The organism is Escherichia sp. E4736 (genome assembly GCF_005781225.1).
Taxonomy (GTDB): Bacteria; Pseudomonadota; Gammaproteobacteria; order Enterobacterales; family Enterobacteriaceae; genus Escherichia.
Genome location: NZ_VATT01000038.1, coordinates 1 through 16,425 on the forward strand (window position 1 = coordinate 1; position 16,425 = coordinate 16,425).

General features: G+C 48.3%; 14 protein-coding genes and 2 pseudogenes. 5 read left to right on the forward strand and 11 right to left on the reverse strand.

Annotation, left to right across the window (positions count from 1 at the left end; genetic code table 11):
- Positions 1-15 precede the first annotated feature (15 nt).
- The 4 genes from FEK46_RS20340 to yedE form a co-directional block, all read right to left on the reverse strand.
- Positions 16-387, reverse strand: coding sequence for a GNAT family N-acetyltransferase (locus FEK46_RS20340; RefSeq protein WP_135559456.1), 372 nt, complete (start codon positions 385-387; stop codon positions 16-18).
- Positions 388-792: 405 nt separating this feature from the next.
- Positions 793-1,197 (reverse strand): DUF1398 domain-containing protein, encoded by a 405-nt coding sequence (locus FEK46_RS20345; RefSeq protein WP_130259933.1) that lies wholly within the window; start codon positions 1,195-1,197, stop codon positions 793-795.
- Between the two features lie 189 nt (positions 1,198-1,386).
- Complete coding sequence (gene yedF / locus FEK46_RS20350) at positions 1,387-1,620, reverse strand: sulfurtransferase-like selenium metabolism protein YedF (protein ID WP_000790504.1); 234 nt, start codon at positions 1,618-1,620, stop codon at positions 1,387-1,389.
- Entirely contained in the window at positions 1,617-2,822 is a 1,206-nt protein-coding gene (gene yedE, locus FEK46_RS20355) for a selenium metabolism membrane protein YedE/FdhT (protein ID WP_135559457.1), read from the reverse strand. Before yedE ends, yedF begins: the two co-directional genes overlap by 4 nt.
- A 185-nt stretch (positions 2,823-3,007) precedes the next feature.
- On the opposite strand from yedE, the gene yedD reads away from it, so the two are divergent.
- A complete protein-coding gene (gene yedD, locus FEK46_RS20360; protein WP_064529329.1) occupies positions 3,008-3,421 on the forward strand; it encodes a lipoprotein YedD in 414 nt (137 codons plus the stop codon).
- A gap of 120 nt (positions 3,422-3,541) precedes the next feature.
- Here the strand turns inward: yedD and amyA are convergent, their stop codons facing one another.
- The 4 genes from amyA to fliD form a co-directional block, all read right to left on the reverse strand.
- Complete coding sequence (gene amyA, locus FEK46_RS20365; protein ID WP_135559458.1) at positions 3,542-5,029, reverse strand: alpha-amylase; 1,488 nt, start codon at positions 5,027-5,029, stop codon at positions 3,542-3,544.
- Positions 5,030-5,099: 70 nt separating this feature from the next.
- On the reverse strand, positions 5,100-5,498 hold the full coding sequence (gene fliT / locus FEK46_RS20370; RefSeq protein WP_131161107.1) for a flagella biosynthesis regulatory protein FliT: 399 nt from the start codon (positions 5,496-5,498) through the stop codon (positions 5,100-5,102).
- On the reverse strand, positions 5,498-5,908 hold the full coding sequence (gene fliS, locus FEK46_RS20375; RefSeq protein ID WP_130208571.1) for a flagellar export chaperone FliS: 411 nt from the start codon (positions 5,906-5,908) through the stop codon (positions 5,498-5,500). Before fliS ends, fliT begins: the two co-directional genes overlap by 1 nt.
- A 15-nt stretch (positions 5,909-5,923) precedes the next feature.
- Entirely contained in the window at positions 5,924-7,339 is a 1,416-nt protein-coding gene (gene fliD / locus FEK46_RS20380) for a flagellar filament capping protein FliD (protein WP_064529325.1), read from the reverse strand.
- 246 nt (positions 7,340-7,585) lie between these two features.
- Here fliD and FEK46_RS20385 point away from each other — a divergent pair, with 246 nt between their 5' ends.
- The 4 genes from FEK46_RS20385 (at position 7,586) to tcyJ (ending at position 11,382) form a co-directional block, all read left to right on the forward strand.
- The gene (locus tag FEK46_RS20385; protein WP_135559459.1) at positions 7,586-8,860 is read left to right on the forward strand and encodes a FliC/FljB family flagellin; all 1,275 of its coding nucleotides are present in this window, start codon (positions 7,586-7,588) and stop codon (positions 8,858-8,860) included.
- A 317-nt stretch (positions 8,861-9,177) separates the two neighbouring features.
- Entirely contained in the window at positions 9,178-9,897 is a 720-nt protein-coding gene (gene fliA, locus FEK46_RS20390) for an RNA polymerase sigma factor FliA (protein WP_064529323.1), read from the forward strand.
- Between the two features lie 45 nt (positions 9,898-9,942).
- Positions 9,943-10,494, forward strand: coding sequence for a flagella biosynthesis regulatory protein FliZ (gene fliZ / locus FEK46_RS20395; protein WP_130208735.1), 552 nt, complete (start codon positions 9,943-9,945; stop codon positions 10,492-10,494).
- Positions 10,495-10,581: 87 nt separating this feature from the next.
- Positions 10,582-11,382 (forward strand): cystine ABC transporter substrate-binding protein, encoded by an 801-nt coding sequence (gene tcyJ, locus FEK46_RS20400; RefSeq protein WP_130208565.1) that lies wholly within the window; start codon positions 10,582-10,584, stop codon positions 11,380-11,382.
- 21 nt (positions 11,383-11,403) lie between these two features.
- Here the strand turns inward: tcyJ and FEK46_RS20405 are convergent.
- The 3 genes and pseudogenes from FEK46_RS20405 to FEK46_RS23830 all read right to left on the reverse strand — a co-directional run.
- Positions 11,404-11,649, reverse strand: a pseudogene (locus FEK46_RS20405) (integrase core domain-containing protein); the annotation flags it as partial.
- A gap of 23 nt (positions 11,650-11,672) precedes the next feature.
- Positions 11,673-15,656, reverse strand: coding sequence for an autotransporter outer membrane beta-barrel domain-containing protein (locus FEK46_RS20410; protein ID WP_135559460.1), 3,984 nt, complete (start codon positions 15,654-15,656; stop codon positions 11,673-11,675).
- A gap of 443 nt (positions 15,657-16,099) precedes the next feature.
- Positions 16,100-16,216 (reverse strand): annotated as a pseudogene (locus tag FEK46_RS23830) (hypothetical protein); the annotation flags it as partial.
- Positions 16,217-16,425: the final 209 nt, after the last annotated feature.

The following is a 16,425-nucleotide window of genomic DNA, read 5'->3' on the forward strand; positions in this document are numbered from 1 at the left end:
TGATTTTGTGATCCACTACAGATGGCAGGCCGTAAATCCAGCATGTGTTCCTGTTTCTAAACTCAGGCGATGAAGGCGTCTGTCATGTGCAACCCGCAAAATATGCCGTAAAATCAGATTTGCAACGCCACGACGTAAAAAGTCTGGCGCAGTACGCATTGATTTCAACTCGCCATGTTCATCATCCAGTAACTTCAGCGCGCCAATTCCGGCGAGTCGATCTCCTTCCCATGCTGACCAGAATGTCACTGCCGGATCACGTAGTTTTTGTACGTCCAAAGCATGGATGCTTTCTGGTGGAGATTGTTCCTGCATACCGGAAATATGGTAATTCACAAATGCTTGTACTGCAGGATGGGAGAGATCATCTGTTTTGACAGTGAACATGATTGTTTCTTGTTGGTTGTCTAATTACAACATACCAACAGGCGAAAACATTTTTGTCTAATAGATGTTTCTTATGACACAGTTCTGTTTGTAAAAAATGACCGCTCACCATTGTATGGAGCCATCGCTGGAAGAACGCTTCGCAGTAACTTGCTTTCAGAATGCCCATCGAGTGATGGGCGTGTATAGGGTATGACACACCGCGGGCTCTACGGTGAACGATGATGCTTGATAATTCACCCCGCCTGTTATCTGGTGCGCTCCAGGGCTTTCTTTGTCATCAACGAAAAATACATGGTCACAGGCATGAACATGAAGGCGTTAGTTAATCGCTATTTCAGAACCGTTCATTTAAAAATTTTTATTAATAACCAGTCACTGTCAGGGCTGAGCTGGCGAGAACAGCTAAATAAGTGGTTTGTTGTTCTCGATATCTTCAATATATAAAAGTGTATTATCGATAGAATAGTAACGCCGCTTATTATCACCAACGTCAGTAACCCACCGGAAAACGCCAGCCTTTGCAAGCGTTATACAATATTCCCGAAATGTTGACTGTCTTGAAATGTGAGTCCGGGCTGCTTTTTTGACTTGCTCAGGATCCTTGATGGCACTGACTTTTAATAGACTCCTGCTCCCTCTGATTAACAAAACATTGTCATCGTGCGTGACGATCCTGATGTTATCTGTGGCAAGATAGTAAATATAATGTGCAATACGATGACGTTTTAACTCAGCATAAAACCAGGAAAAGTTTAGCTCCGTTCTCACTTGCTCAAACATCTTTTGAAAATTAGCAACCTGATCCATCAGGGAAATAATCTCTCGTCAGTTGTGAGGGAGAGTAGTTTGCATGATCGGTGTTATTCCTTCAATCTGGTCCGATCACTTAATGCTGTGTCTGTGTGAATCAATAATAGTCCAACTGCGGTACGGAAAATAGACAACGGAGTATTCGTAGCAAGTGACTCCCGCTGCCTGAAACAGCGGAAGAAAAGATTACTTCTGAATTAAATAACGAATGGTCGGCCCGTCTTGCTGAATATCCAGTACCGTATAGCCGTGATTACGCGCATCCAGCGGAATATTGTTAATCGACTGTGGACAATCGCTGACTACTTCTAGGATCTCGCCTTTTTTTAACTGCGGCATCGCCTCAAGGGTTGCAACCGCCGGGTAAGGGCAGGGCTCGCCCACCATATCAAGACGGTAATCAGGAACGATATTTTTCATGCGATCTCCTTAGCTGTCTGCGGCGCCGCACGGCGGAAGAAGCGTTTTTCCCAACCGATAATCAACATCAGCGCAGCGAACAATAGTAAATATGTCACCAGCAGGCCGCCCATTGGACCAAAGGTTTTTAGCAGGTTGATTTTGTCCCAGTCGGTTGCCAGTGCTGGGGCGAAATCATCCCAGTAATACGCCAGAATCGTGGAGCCAATAACGTTGCCCAGACCGACCCACCAGTAATGTACCTGGCCTTCCACCGCGCGGTACATCCATCCCGTTTCGCAGCCGCCCGCCAGCACAATACCAAAACCAAACAGTAATCCACCAATTACCGCGTTCGGACCCGCCCACATGATTTTAGGTTCTACGCCTAACTGTACATAACTGAAAATCCCGATGGCACTAACCGCCATACCGAAAATGATCGCTTTCGCCATGTGGGTTCGTCCGGTGATCCACATGTCGCGGAACGCCGAAGTAAAGCAGATTTGTGCACGTTCTATCAGCAAGCCAAAGCCGACACCAAACAGCATCGCCAGCCCCAGCTTTGGTTGGTTCATCGCCGTCAGCAGCGCCCAGCCAAGCATGCCGAAAAAGACCAGCATCCCGAGACGAAAACGGCGCCGCGCCTGATCTGGTTTCTGCGTCAACGGTGAGGCGGCAGAGACTTTCTGCATTTTCACGGGGATACGAAAGACAGGCAGCAGGGTAAAGCGCGCGCCAAACCATGAGCCGATGGCGGTAGCGATGGCAAAGAACCAGGCGTGCAGCGAGAACTGAGGAATGCCGGTAAAGAACGCCGCCAGGTTACAGCCCATCGCCAGACGTGCACCAAAACCAGCAATAATCCCGCCAATAATGGCCTGCATAATGCGGATACGGCTACGCGGCATGCGCAGTTTGACGTTGTGGGCCCATAATGCCGCGGCAAAACAGCCGCCGAACATACCGAGAATCATCATCCCGTCAATGCGGGTTAATGGTGATCCTTCCAGATGGATAATTTTAAAATAGCCCCACTCTTCAGCATGGACGCCAAACAGTTGCAGGAGCTGACCGCCCCAGCGGGTAAATTCACCCGTAACTGCCCAAAAAGTGCCGGTAATGCCAAAATAGTAAGTGGAGAGAATGCCCGCCGCGATGACCGCAGGGATTGGCGCCCAGAATTTAATCAACCAGGCTTGTTTGAATTGCTGCCATGACATGTATGTAGCCTCTGAACTCAGAAGGTTTAAACAAGAGTCGCGAATCATACATCAGGAGAATTTATTTGCGTGGCAATAATTCGCAAAAATAATAGTTAGATCAAATTTCTCTTTGGGCCTGGAAAGGCTGGCAGCGTCAGGGCTTTAATGCCACAATCCACTTTTCTTCTCATGCAGGATGAATGATGAAAAAACTCGCAATTGCAGGCGCACTCATGTTGTTGGCGGGCTGTGCCGAAGTCGAAAACTATAATAATGTTGTAAAAACCCCTGCGCCAGACTGGTTGGCAGGGTACTGGCAGACCAAAGGGCCGCAACGTGCGCTGGTCAGCCCGGAAGCGATTGGTAGCCTGATTGTCACTAAAGAGGGTGATACCCTGGATTGCCGTCAATGGCAGCGAGTGATTGCGTTACCGGGTAAGCTGACGCTGATGTCTGATTCTCTCACTAACGTTACTGTGAAACGTGAGCTGTACGAGATTGAGCGTGACGGTAACACTATTGAGTATGATGGCATGACGATGGAACGTGTGGCGCGTCCGACGGCAGAGTGTGCCGCCGCGCTGGAAAAAGCGCCGTTACCGACGCCGCTGCCGTAATGAAATCCCCCTGGCGTTGGGGGATTTTCATGTCAAAAAAAGTGCCCGATACGCAAGCTTATCGGGCCTGGAACTGTAACGGCGCCGCAATAACGATGCGTGTATTGTCAGCGATCGGTTTTAAATCACCTCTTCGATAACCCAAACGCTGACGCTGCCGCCGTTGCAAAAGAATGTCGCTTCGCCATTTTCATCGGTAACTATGCTCTCTTGTCGATTACCGAGGAAATCGCGCCAGGTTTTATTGCCATAGTTCTCCCCCAGATTAATCGTCTTTTCGCCATCCTCACCGTTCGACATAACCACAACGCAGCCAGGATATTCATCGGTGCCACTGCGACTAAAGGCAATACAGTTCGGATGATCGAAAAATAGCGTCTGTACACCGTGGGCAAAACGCTGGCGGGCGAGGATTAGCTCATCAAGTTGTTCGATTATTGGCATATCGATTGGATAGGTCTGTCCGTCACCGCCGACATCTTCGTAATGAGCCCCGTACAGATCAGGGTAAAACACCGAAGGCACGCCATTTTCCCGTAGCAATATAAGGGCATAAGCCAGCGGCTTAAACCACGGCTCCACTGGGGCTTCAAGGGCTTGTAACGGCTGGGTGTCGTGGTTGGTGACCAGCGTCACAGCGTGGAAAGGATCGACTTCAACCAATGTGCCGCTAAAAATTTCAGTCATATCATAATCACGCCCCATACGAGACGCTTCGTGGAATTTCATCTGCAGCGGTGCATCAAACAGCATGGTTTTACCTTCCACCTGATCAATATACGTTTGCAGTTTCTCGACCTCGCGCGACCAGTATTCCGCCACAATAAAGAGTGGTTTCGGCGCAACTTCTTGCACATGCTCGATCCACTCTTTATAGAACCACGCCGGAATATGTTTTACCGCGTCGAGACGAAAACCATCGCACTGAGTTTGTTCCATTACCCAGCGCGCCCAGTATTTGAGCTCTTCGGTAACGGCATGGTTACGAAAATCGATATTTTCGCCCATCAGATAATCGAAATTGCCTAATTCATCATCAACCTGATCATTCCAGCCTTCGCCAGTGTAATCGTTGACGATTTTAAAGATGCCATCTTCATGCGGGTTTTCGATATGGTCGATACCGCTAAAACATTTGAAGTCCCATATAAATTGTGAATATTTTCCGGCTCGTGCAGGGAAGGTGTAACGGGTCCAGCCTTCGCATTCGATAATTTCATCATCAATTTGCGTGCGACACTCTTCGTTAACTCGCTGAACGCGAATCGCTTCTTTTTCGTCGGCACCCATTTTGTGGTTCACCACCACATCCAGCAGTACGGCGATGTCGTTGCGTTTAAGCGCGTCGATGGCCGCCAGCAATTGCGCTTTATCACCATATTTCGTCGCGACAGTGCCTTTTTGATCAAACTCGCCTAAATCAAATAAATCATAGGAGTCGTAGCCGACAGAATATCCGCCCGATGCGCCTTTATAGGCAGGTGGCAGCCAGACCATATTGATACCAATATCATTTAAACCGTCGGCGCGCTCGGCAAGCTCGGGCCAGAGCTTGCCGCCTTCAGGGTAATACCAGTGAAAGCATTGCAACAGCGTGGGATTACGCATTCTTCGACTCCACATGAGGGGAACATTAGAAGCGTAGCCGTAATCAGGTTATTCGCGAGTAATCCAACTTTTATGCTTTGCCAAAATGCAGATGGGGAGAAAAATTGACGATATTCTCCTGCGGCGCCAGTACGTAGCCGCCCTGGTCGCCGTAAGCACTTAATACGGATTTTTGCATCGATGACTGACCAACCAGCTTCGCCAGCTCATCCATTCGCCCCTGCAATAACTGCTTAACGTTGCTTTCGTTGTCCAGGACGAGGCGTAGCATCGGTTTGAGTTGTTCCTGCATCATTGCAGAGGGTTCCATCTCTTCCGTCAGGTGCGCGATTTGTTGCACCGCATTCACATAATCCATTTCGCTGGCGATGAGTTCATCCCATCGTCCTTCTGTCGCCAGGCGTAACATGAGCTGGCTTTTTTCGACAAGTTGCTGCCAGGCAAAATACAAGTGCGGTGCATGGTTCATCAGACAGGGTCCTGAATCAAAGAAGGGGAGAGTAAAGTCTCTTTCCAGGCATCGGCAATATTGCGCATCAACGTTTCCACTTCTTCTACTGCGGAGACATCGTTACGCAAATTCGCTTGCAGCAAACGCCTGACCATATAGCTATAGAGCGCAATTAAATTCTGGGTTAATTCATCCTGGCTTTCTTCTTCGAGGCTCACCTTCAGCCCATTCTCAATGATGTTGATAGCTTTCGATAAAGAAACGCCTTTACCTTCCAGGTTGTTGTCCTGCATAAACAGGCGTGCTCTTACCAGCGCACTCAACACGCCGTCAAATAGCATGGTAACCAGTTGCTGTGGACTGGCGCTCATCACGGCGCTCTCAACGCCAATTTGTGCATAGGCCTGCGTGCCTTTTGCGCTGTACATAGTCTCTCCTGAAGATTATTTCGAGCTGCTATTTGAGGTGTCGAATTGCTGTGTCAGATAGCTACTGGTGGAGTTAAGCGAGTTCATTAACACATCCAGTTGGGTGAACTGGGCTTTGTAGCGCGCCATTAATGTATCGATACGTTCACTGGCAGCGTTGTACTGATCCGTCAAATTGTTCAGCGTTTTGCTTACGCCATCTTTTGCAGCCTGGATTATCCCGGTGGAGGAGAGCCAACTGGTCAGGTTGCTGCTAATGCTGGTGGTTACGCCAGTGCTTTTACCGTCACCAATAAACATTTCACCTACGCCAGCGGCATCTTTCTTCAGGGCCGTTTGCAGCTTGTCAGTCGCTATTTCCAGCTTACCGGTACTGGCGTCGGTGGTGATACCGATCTGTGCCAATGTTTTATAGGCCGAACTGCTATGCGTATTGGCAAGCAGCGTTTTTAACTGGGTCTGGATGGTGCGCAGCGTGGAGTCACCGAGTAACGCGCCGTTGCTGGAGTCCTGACTCTCTGCCCCGGCATCGACTGCGGTGTATTTTGTTAAGCTGCTGAACGTATCCTGTAACGTGTTATAGGCATCCACCCACGCTTTAACCGCATTTTCAGCTTTGGAGGTGTCTTTGCTGATGGTGAGGGTCTGATTACCAGTGGTGACGTCATTCAGGTTGAGAGTGATATCTTCCAGCGCGTCACTGATAGTGTTGCTGCTGTTTTCAATCTCAACGTTATTAACCGTCAGTTTGGCGTTCTGCGCGGTGACGCTTTCAATCATGCCATTACTGCTATCACCCGACGTTCCGTTGTAACCCATAAAACTTTGCAGGGCGCTGTCGCCGCTGACGCTCAGTTTCATGGCGTTATCGCTACCGGTATCATTGGCGGTGATAGACAAACGATACTCGCCGTTACCCACATTGATGATACTGGCGCTGACGCCGGCTTTGGCGTTGTTAATTGCATCGCGGATGCCAGAGAGTGACGAGTTAGCCGCGCTGATATCAATCGTGACGGGATCTTTTCCACCGCCTTGCTGGATGGTCAGTACGCTATCGCTGGTGGCGATGGCGGCTTTGTTGTCTTTTTGGCTGTTTTGGGTCGTGAGCGTCTGTGCCTGTGCCAGTTGGCTGACACTAATGGTGTATTTTCCGGCAATTGCGCTGCCCGTGGTGGTGGCGCTAAAAGCTGAAGAACTGCTGGTGGTTGAGGTAGCGGTAAATAAGTCGGCTTTATTCAGTGCCGTGTTGGCGGTCTGAAAACTCTCCAGCGCGCTTTTCAGCGTCCCGTAGGCGCTCAGTTTCGCGGTGTACGAGCTTTGCTGTTTTGATATCGGCGTCAGGGTAGATTTTTCTGCCGCCTCAAGACTGTCGAGGATGCTGCTGAGATCCAGCCCCGACCCAACCCCGAGCGTTGAAATACTAGCCATATATATTCCTTAATCATGCGACATGTAGAACGAATACCGGGGTTATCGGCGCAAGCGGGGCAAAGTTTACGATTTATTTTTGGGCTTAATGACACGAACAGCAACGAGGAAGGGGAGTATTTCGACGGCTAGAAAAAAATTCTAAAGGTTGTGAGTGACCAGACGATAACAGGGTTGACGGCGACGAAGCCGAAGGGTGGAAGCCCAATACTTAAACCGTAGAGCTAAAAAACAGGAATAAAAATTATGGCACAAGTCATTAACACCAACAGCCTCTCGCTGATCACTCAGAACAACATCAACAAAAACCAGTCTGCGCTGTCGACTTCTATCGAACGCCTGTCTTCTGGCCTGCGTATCAACAGTGCGAAAGACGACGCCGCTGGTCAGGCGATTGCTAACCGTTTCACCTCTAACATTAAAGGGCTGACTCAGGCCGCGCGTAACGCCAATGACGGTATTTCTCTGGCGCAGACCGCAGAAGGCGCACTGTCTGAAATCAACAACAACTTGCAGCGTGTGCGTGAGTTGACCGTTCAGGCGACGACCGGGACTAACTCTGATTCTGACCTGTCTTCTATTCAGGACGAAATCAAATCCCGTCTCGATGAAATTGACCGTGTATCCGGTCAGACTCAGTTCAACGGCGTGAATGTGCTGGCGAAAGACGGTTCGATGAAGATTCAGGTTGGCGCGAATGATGGGCAGACCATCTCTATCGATTTGCAGAAAATTGATTCTTCAACGCTGGGTCTTAAAGGATTTGCCGTAGACGGTAATTCTTTAAATGTTGGCGACTCGATTACAAGTGTGCCTCAGGCTACAGGGGCTCCGAAAGATGTTACATTTGCAGGGACAACAGCTGCAACGTTAGGTATTGCGGATACTAATAATTTAAGCCTGCATAACATTCTTGATAAAGATGGGGCCGCTACAGGAAATTATGTTGTTAAATCTGGTAGTGATTATTATGCGGCAACGCTGAATCAGACTAGTGGTGTGGTGACAATTAACACATCTAATGTAACTTACACTACTGCTGATGGTGCCGGTGCGACTAAAAACGGTGTTGCAGTTAAAGTTGCCAATGATCCAGCAACGGGAAATGCAGCAGGTTTTGTGACAGTTGATGGTAAAAATTATAAAGCTGGTGATGATGGCACTGGTACAGATATTCTGGAAACCACAGATATTGATACTGCAATTGATATGTCAGCAGATACTGAATTTGCAGGTGCTTCGACCAACGATCCACTGGCGCTGCTGGACAAAGCGATTGCTTCTGTCGACAAATTCCGCTCCTCCCTCGGTGCCGTACAAAACCGTCTGGATTCTGCGGTCACTAACCTGAACAACACCACCACCAACCTGTCTGAAGCGCAGTCCCGTATTCAGGACGCCGACTATGCGACCGAAGTGTCCAACATGTCGAAAGCGCAGATCATCCAGCAGGCGGGTAACTCCGTGCTGTCTAAAGCTAACCAGGTGCCGCAGCAAGTTCTGTCTCTGCTGCAGGGTTAATCACCAAAACCTGACTAACCGATAGTGACAGCAAACGCCAAATTGCCTGATGCGCTACGCTTATCAGGCCTACGAGGTGAATCGCAATTAATTAAATTTGCATATTCGTCTGGGCTGGATAAGGCATTTACACCGCATCCGGCAAGATGAAGCGTACGTTGTCAGATCTCTTAACCCCGCGTCCGGCGGGGTTATTTTGCTCATTATTTACCGATCACTCTAAATAACCGCTTATTTCACCCATTAATCGTCCGATTAAAAAACCTGCAGAAACGGATAATTATGCCGATTACTTATATAACGCAGGGTTGTTTATCGTGAAATCACTCTATACCGCTGAAGGTGTAATGGATAAATACTCGCTGTGGCAGCGTTATATCCCGCTGGTGCGTCACGAAGCATTGCGCCTGCAGGTCCGACTGCCCGCGAGTGTAGAACTTGATGATCTCCTACAGGCGGGCGGCATTGGATTACTTAATGCCGTTGAACGTTATGACGCCCTGCAAGGAACGGCATTTACAACTTACGCAGTGCAGCGAATCCGTGGCGCTATGCTGGATGAACTTCGCAGCCGTGACTGGGTGCCACGAAGCGTGCGACGCAATGCGCGTGAAGTGGCGCAGGCAATGGGGCAACTGGAACAGGAACTTGGCCGTAACGCCACAGAAACTGAAGTGGCAGAACGTTTAGGGATCGAAATCGCCGATTATCGACAAATGTTGCTTGATACTAATAACAGCCAACTCTTTTCCTACGATGAGTGGCGTGAAGAGCACGGCGATAGTATTGAACTGGTAAGTGACGATCATCAGCGCGAAAACCCGTTACAAAAATTACTGGAAAGTAATTTGCGTCAACGGGTAATGGAAGCCATCGAAATGTTGCCGGAGCGTGAACAGTTAGTATTAACGCTCTATTACCAGGAAGAGCTTAATCTCAAAGAGATTGGCGCGGTGCTGGAAGTTGGTGAATCGCGGGTCAGTCAGTTACACAGTCAGGCCATTAAACGGTTACGCACCAAACTGGGTAAGTTATAACTTAAGTAAATGCCGCACATTAATTTTGAATACCAGGAGTTCTTAATAATGATGCAGCACCAGAAAAGGCGGCCATTGAGTCGCTATCTTAAAGACTTTAAACACAGTCAAACCCATTGCGCATTTTGCCGTAAACTACTTGATCGCATTACGCTGGTTCGCGACGGCAAAATAGTGAATAAAATCGAGATTTCCCGTCTCGATACACTGCTTGATGAAAATGGTTGGCAGGAAGAACAAAAATCATGGTCCGCGTTGTGTCGTTTTTGCGGCGATTTACACTGCAAAACGCAGAGTGATTTTTTTGATATTATCGGCTTCAAGCAGTTTCTCTTTGACCATACTGAAATGAGCCCCGGTACTGTGCGCGAGTATGTGGTACGTCTGCGTCGTTTGGGTAATTATTTAAGCGAGCAAGATATTTCCACCGACCTGCTGCAGGATGGTTTTCTTGATGAAAACCTGGCGCCATGGCTACCCACCACAAGCACCAATAATTACCGCATCGCATTACGTAAGTATCAGTGTTACCAGACGCAAACCCGCGGTGATCTTGCGCAGAATTCCCCCTGCATGTCAGCTTCTGATATATATTAAATAAGAATAAGATGTAGCAGACTTGTTTTTGTGTTTACAAACAATAGCTCTACACTGCAAACCAACAAAACAACATTCGGGGTGAATATGAAACTAGCACATCTGGGACATCAGGCGTTGATGGGCGTTATGGCCGTGGCGCTGGTTGCGGGTATGAGCGTGAAAAGTTTTGCCAACGAAGGCCTGCTCAATAAAGTAAAAGAGCGTGGCACATTGCTGGTGGGACTGGAAGGGACTTACCCGCCGTTCAGCTTTCAGGGCGATGACGGCAAGTTGACTGGTTTTGAAGTGGAATTTGCCCAACAACTGGCAAAACATCTGGGCGTTGATGCCGCATTAAAACCGACCAAATGGGACGGGATGCTGGCGTCACTGGATTCTAAACGCATCGATGTGGTGATTAACCAGGTCACCATTTCTGATGAACGCAAGAAAAAATACGATTTTTCTACCCCTTACACCATTTCCGGTATTCAGGCGCTGGTGAAAAAAGGTAATGAAGGCACAATAAAAACCGCAGACGACCTGAAAGGTAAAAAAGTTGGTGTTGGTTTAGGCACCAACTATGAAGAGTGGCTGCGTCAGAATGTTCAGGGTGTTGATGTGCGCACCTATGATGACGACCCGACCAAGTACCAGGATCTGCGCGTAGGCCGTATTGATGCCATCCTGGTTGACCGTCTGGCGGCGCTGGATTTGGTGAAGAAAACCAATGATACGCTGGCAGTAACTGGCGAAGCCTTCTCCCGCCAGGAGTCAGGTGTCGCGCTGCGTAAAGGTAACGAAGACTTGCTGAAAGCAGTTAACGATGCCATTGCAGAAATGCAAAAAGATGGAACCTTGCAAGCCCTTTCCGAAAAATGGTTTGGTGCTGATGTGAGCAAATAATCAACGTATTGACTGGTCCTGCTATAAGTTGACAGATTTCTGTCTGTAAAACGCCTGATGAACTTCATCGGGCGTTTTGTCTTTCAGTGCCAGGTGTGGCCGCTCATGGTTATAAATTGCCACGGATTTTTTACTATTATCCGGACCTGCAGGACGCGAGTTTTTCAGGATCTCGTTTATTCGTTCAGCCAGCGCATTCTGGTTGCAGTCATAACCAACGGTCATTGAGCAGGTTATCCCGTTTCTCTCATGCACTGACTGATAAAGCGCTGGCTACTCCACTACCCGGTTCAGAATGTATACTTCGCCCCCAGCATGGCAGAGGCGTCACTGTATCCCTCGTCACCGATCTGTACACCCACATTGCCCCACAGGTTCAGATGGTCATTAATCTGTCCCTCAACACCGGTTTTTACTTCTCCGATATTGCTGGCGCCGTCCTGATGTACCGTCACACCGTTCATGCGGGTGCCAAAATCACGGGTGTTGTGCAGCCAGTTCACCTCAACGAACGGACGGAACTCATGGGATTTGCCGTCATTCATTCTGTTGTGTTCCTTGATCCAGGTTTTCACGCCCAGAAGGGTATGGACGTTACCGTCACCAGTGCTTTCAACACGGGTACCATTGCGTTCATGGTGCTCATCAGCTTTTACGCCCATCCAGATAACCTGAGCCTGAGGCTGGACATACCATTCGTTCAGACTGCCATGGCTACCGATAAACTCACCGGTTTTCCAGACATAACCGGTTTCCAGTGAGGCTGTCAGACCTTTTGATTTCCAGGATTCCCCCGGTAGTCCGTCACCTTTCACATCGTTATCGAACCAACTGTACTGTGCCCAGCTATCCAGATAAGCCCCGCTATGTGTCTCATCATTAGCATACCAGGTGGCATACAGACCTGTGTTGTATCCTTTCACACTGCCTTTTGAACTGTATCCGGTACGTACAGAATCTGTATTGTTATGGTCATTACCGTAACCAGCCATAACCCCCAGATGCCAGCGGTCAGATCTGTTCCGGCTCCACTGGGCCAGGTCACCGCCCATCTGCAGGACGTAACGGTTACCCTGTGTTTTCAGTTGACCTGTACCGTCACGCCAGCGGTTGTGTCCCCCTTCATGGCGCATCCACATGCTGGTTTCTTTCTGCTCACCGGTAATCACATCGGTGTAATGCATTGGCCCCAGGCGTTCATGAAGACGGGTCACGAACAGAGTGTTTGCGGCAGCAATGTTCGCCGTGTAGGAGCCAGCTTCCGGGCGCAGGTCGTTGTCATGACCACCCGGAGCAGGTTCAGGGGCAGGGGGTTGCATTGCTTTCAGAGCGCGCAGCAGGAACGGAGTGTTTTTACCACTGGTCAGATACCAGTTATCACGGTTGCTTCCCTGACCACGTCCCAGCGTGTAGTCATAAGCCCCGGCGGCAATACGCCCGGCCTGAATAAATGCAGCACTGTCAGCATTTCCGTCGACATGAATCAACTCAATACCGTTCAGTGTCTGTGCTCCGGTACCACCTGCATTTATAACAACCACTCGGGTCTGACTGGAAGCATTGCCTTTAATAACCAGTTTGTCTGTTGCGGAGCTGTCATTCCCCAGAGCGGTGTTCATGAGCAGTAAGCCATTATTACCGGTATAGTTACCTCCGATCGTCAGTACATTACCCGGAGCATCGGCTCTCAGGTCAAGGGTACCGCTGTTGGTTACGTTCCCGGCGACACCACCAGAGCCGGAGAGTGTCCCCTGCTGAGCGATGGTGACCTGGCTGTTGGCAAGCATGACAGGTGCATCAGCCTTGCCCAGAATCAGTGTGCCGGCAGTGTTAACCAAGCCTGTTCCCAGTCCGTCAGTATTAAGCACTTTCACCATTGCCTTTTCTGCGATAGTGGTGGTGGCATTCAGGGCGCGGCTGGTACCAGTAATATCGAACACGCCACCGCTGATGTTCAGGGAGCCAGAGCCGATGAGGGTACCTGCAGACAGGCCTCCACCTGTGAGGGTCAGATTACCGCCATTAATGTTCAGTATGGAACCTGCTGCGCTGTTCAGTTTACCTGCGGTCTGGCTGTGACCGTTCATGTCCAGCATGGTGTCGTCTGCCAGGCGAATCTCGCTGGTCTGCCCCAGTGCACTGTTGCTGTTCATGCGGACATTGCCGCCGCGGATGTCTGTTACACCTGTGTAAGTGTTTTGGGAGGACAGAATCAGTGTTCCTTCGCCGGCTTTGGTCAGCGTTTTTCCATCCCAGCCATGAGATAACTGAACAGCATTGTTATCTGCAAGCCGTACCTTCAGCTCTAACACCGCGCCATATCTCAGGTCAAACGTGCCATATCCATTTCCTGAAGGGTCATTCCACTTCAGGGAAGAACTAACCTCTTTTACTGTCTGCCCGTTACCACTAAGTGATGTTAAAACATAGTCTTCAGCACCATCACTCAGTAGATTATTATGCTGATAAATATTATTTTCAGAGAGCCCTGTTATGCCGTCGGAGGTCGTCAACAAGCCGTACTCATTTTGCTTCCATATTGTCATGGCAGTATCAACATTAAGCACTGCACCGTTATTGAACTGGATATTGTTGGCAGTTAAATGACTGGAACCTGTACTCATATTCAGCGATGAATCTCTGTCAAATACCGAACTTCCGCTAAAGGTGACATCAGCTCCCGAAACGGAAATATGTGTACCTGTACCCGCACTCAGATTGCCTTTGATCTCAGAGCTGGCGGAGTCTTTATTTGTAATGGACAGAGAATTACCATCAGCATTATTTTCGACATTATTCAAAACAATATCACCTTGAATGACAGAACCAGCGAAGAGATTCAACGAGTTAGTTCCACCATTCAGAGATATTGCGGTATCACAATCTTGCCCTCTGTTACCAGATACTCCTCCGGAGAAGATAACGTTACTTTCACCTTCCTGTCCGCCACTCCCAGGCAATATCCTGCCATGATTATTTATCGTGATATTACTCCCGGAGATAGCAGTACCACCATTACCTCCGTTGCCACCATTACCTCCGGCACCAGTTTTATTATTTTCAAGGGAACGCCATCCATCGCCACCATCACCACCAGTGCCGCCATTTCCACCAATAATATTTCCATAATTATTTATTTCCATATTATTTCCAGATATGGCAATCCCCCCGGTGCCACCAATACCACCAGTACCACCAGTACCACCAGAACCAAGGGGCGCTGAGTCAGTGTAATCATATTCATCTGTACCACCTCTACCACCTTCACCACCAGTGCCCCCCTGTCCGCCAGTTATATCTCCCGTATTATTTATCTTAATATTATTACCATATATAGCAGACCCTCCAATACCACCACTACCACCGCTACTTCCATTAATATTCTGATCGGTAGTAAATTCGACACTACCTTCACCACCGCGAGCACCATCCCCCCCCTGGCCACCTGTAATGTGATTATTATTTGTTATCTCCATATTATTTCCGGATATTGCCGTGCCTCCATTCCCTCCTGTGCCGGCAGAAGACCCCCATACCGCCCACCAGGCACCACTACTACCTTGCCCGGCAGTGATGTTTCCGTTATTGCTTATTTGAAGATTATTGCCAGATATGGCAGTCCCACCAACAGCAGGAGTCCCAGTTAAACCACTGCTCTTATCGCCATAACCACTGGCTCCAGGCATTCCGCCATTGCCACCCGTAATGCTACCGTTGTTCGTAATGGTAAGATCATCTCCGGAAATAGCGGTACCCGCTTCACCTCCATCGCCCCCGCCATTACCATAACCTCCCCACCCCCCCTTACCACCGGAAATATCACCATAATTAACAAGAGTAAAATTATTTCCAGTAATAGCTGTGCCGCCCTGGCCTCCTGCAGAGCCCATCTTAGTAACATCATCATCACCAGCCCATCCGCCTTCACCGCCACTAATGCGAGCACCGCTGTTAATTGTCAGGATATTTTCATCCTGTAACGAACCAGGTACAACATTAACAATGAGAGCATCTTCACCGGCTTCCCCATCATCATTATTATCTGGTCTGTGATGCGAGGCATCAGCACCAATGATATTTTCAGATATTTCAGCAGGGTTTCCTTCAGAAAGAGTAACTTCCTTTTTAGCTCCCAAAGCAGGCTGAATGGCCAGAGTGGCAGATATAAGGCTGAATAGTAATGTTGTCTTCATTCCCTCTTGCGTTATGCCGAATGTTTTTCTGTTGTTTATATATACATTAAACATTTCTTTTTTATTAATTTTGATTTTCACAAAAGCTCCATTTTTTTGTTTAAGAATGGTGGGTTAAATGTTTTGACTGTGTAATGTCATTGGGAAGTAATATGCATCATCCAATCATCATACAAATGATCGATGCGAGCATTATTGCAAATAAACAGAGAAAATCCATCTCAAGCAATCAGGTTGATTTTTTTTGGCGAGTAATTTGAAATTGTAATGTTTTCTGGATGTTAGTTTGTTTATTGATTGGTGTAATTTTAGATAGTGAGTGTTTCTCTGCTTTTTTATAAGAAAAGTGCCTGAAAATACCGTCATGGAATATAATATTTTTATCCTAAAAACAGACATGAATATAAATAATAATTAATACAGAGATAATGATTACCATATTAATGAACGGGTATGGATAACCAGGCTTGATCAACCTAAGATGCCAGGAGAAGTTATCCCCATAACCAGGGGACATCAGATTTTACATAAGCAGCCTTTACACCGTTACGTTCCTGATGACCCATCGGACATTCAACAGCATCACGGGACCACAAATCTGATTCTATTAACACACTACCTGCTATCGCCCGGAATCCATGAGTACTACAGTTGCCATATGCTCAACGAAAGACCGAGAAAACTCCAGAGTACGAATCACTCACAGATCGGTTCAACCAGTGTGTTGCATCCCTCGGTTGAACTCACAGTCGGGAACGTGTCAACGCTATTCTGGACGGGGCATAATGACAAAAAAGGGCGCTTTAATCGGTGCATTTTTTATTTATACGTTTCCAGCGTGCATAATAAC

What these genes read in the sequence shown, in the direction of transcription:
- FEK46_RS20340 (WP_135559456.1), bottom strand. Translation starts at nt 387, where the DNA reads ATGTTCACTGTCAAAACAGATGATCTCTCCCATCCTGCAGTACAAGCA.
- FEK46_RS20345 (WP_130259933.1), bottom strand. Translation starts at nt 1,197, where the DNA reads ATGGATCAGGTTGCTAATTTTCAAAAGATGTTTGAGCAAGTGAGAACG.
- yedF (WP_000790504.1), bottom strand. Translation starts at nt 1,620, where the DNA reads ATGAAAAATATCGTTCCTGATTACCGTCTTGATATGGTGGGCGAGCCC.
- yedE (WP_135559457.1), bottom strand. Translation starts at nt 2,822, where the DNA reads ATGTCATGGCAGCAATTCAAACAAGCCTGGTTGATTAAATTCTGGGCG.
- yedD (WP_064529329.1), top strand. Translation starts at nt 3,008, where the DNA reads ATGAAAAAACTCGCAATTGCAGGCGCACTCATGTTGTTGGCGGGCTGT.
- amyA (WP_135559458.1), bottom strand. Translation starts at nt 5,029, where the DNA reads ATGCGTAATCCCACGCTGTTGCAATGCTTTCACTGGTATTACCCTGAA.
- fliT (WP_131161107.1), bottom strand. Translation starts at nt 5,498, where the DNA reads ATGAACCATGCACCGCACTTGTATTTTGCCTGGCAGCAACTTGTCGAA.
- fliS (WP_130208571.1), bottom strand. Translation starts at nt 5,908, where the DNA reads ATGTACAGCGCAAAAGGCACGCAGGCCTATGCACAAATTGGCGTTGAG.
- fliD (WP_064529325.1), bottom strand. Translation starts at nt 7,339, where the DNA reads ATGGCTAGTATTTCAACGCTCGGGGTTGGGTCGGGGCTGGATCTCAGC.
- FEK46_RS20385 (WP_135559459.1), top strand. Translation starts at nt 7,586, where the DNA reads ATGGCACAAGTCATTAACACCAACAGCCTCTCGCTGATCACTCAGAAC.
- tcyJ (WP_130208565.1), top strand. Translation starts at nt 10,582, where the DNA reads ATGAAACTAGCACATCTGGGACATCAGGCGTTGATGGGCGTTATGGCC.